Here is an 846-nt window from a genome sequence, read left to right as displayed (position 1 = left end):
CGGCGCAGGCCTCGGCGGCGCGCGCCTCGGAGACGATCTCGACCTGGTCGATCAGCGCCTGACCGCACAGCGGCGGCACGATACTGGAACCGATGCCGGGGATCCGCCGCTTCTTCGGCGGGCCACCGAAGATCACCGAGCCTTCGGCGTCGACAGCGACGACCACGCAGCCCGGGTACGCTTCCTTGACCCGGTGGGAGAGCCCGGCGATCGTGCCGCCCGTGCCCACACCGACGAAGAGATAGTCGAGCGGGCCGGCCTGCGCGATCAACTCACCTGCGGTGAAACGGTAATGCGCGTCACGGGCATCGGGATTGGCGTACTGGTTGGGCCAATAGGCCGAGTCGAGTTCGACCAGCAGTTCCTGCACCCGGGACAACCGGTTCTTCAGGTAGCTGCCCGACCCATCACGCAGGGACACTTTCTCCACCCGCTCGCACAGCAGCCGGAGTTGGGATTCGGTGGCCTCGTTGCAGTTCGGATCGATGACCGGGACGAACGAGATACCGAGCATGCGGCAGTAGAAAGCCAGCGCCAGCGCGAAGTTCCCGGACGACGACTCGACCACCGTGGTGTCCTGCGCTATCTCCCCACGGCCGATTGCCTGTTCCAGAATCCACAGTGCCGAGCGGTCCTTGCTGCTTCCCGTGGGATTGCAGAATTCCAGCTTGGCGACGATGTCGCACTGCTCGTCCGCCAGGGGAATCAGCGGGGTTCCCATGAGGCCCCTGCGAATTTGCCTTGTCCGTTCGACCAGAGAATGATCAGCACGCCTGTGGAGCATGCGCCGAGTGTGGCACGAGACCACTCAAGACGGCTCAACCGCGACTCAAGCGCACTGCGACA

Annotated in this window: 1 protein-coding gene; it reads right to left on the bottom strand. The window is 64.8% G+C overall.

What is annotated here, in order from left to right:
• Positions 1-721 (bottom strand): pyridoxal-phosphate dependent enzyme (locus AQJ27_RS51485; RefSeq protein ID WP_208948629.1); only part of this gene is annotated, 721 nt, incomplete at its 3' end.
• Positions 722-846: the final 125 nt, after the last annotated feature.

This window comes from Streptomyces olivochromogenes, from assembly GCF_001514115.1.
GTDB lineage: Bacteria > Actinomycetota > Actinomycetes > Streptomycetales > Streptomycetaceae > Streptomyces > Streptomyces olivochromogenes.
This window is presented reverse-complemented; position numbering and strand designations above follow the sequence as displayed.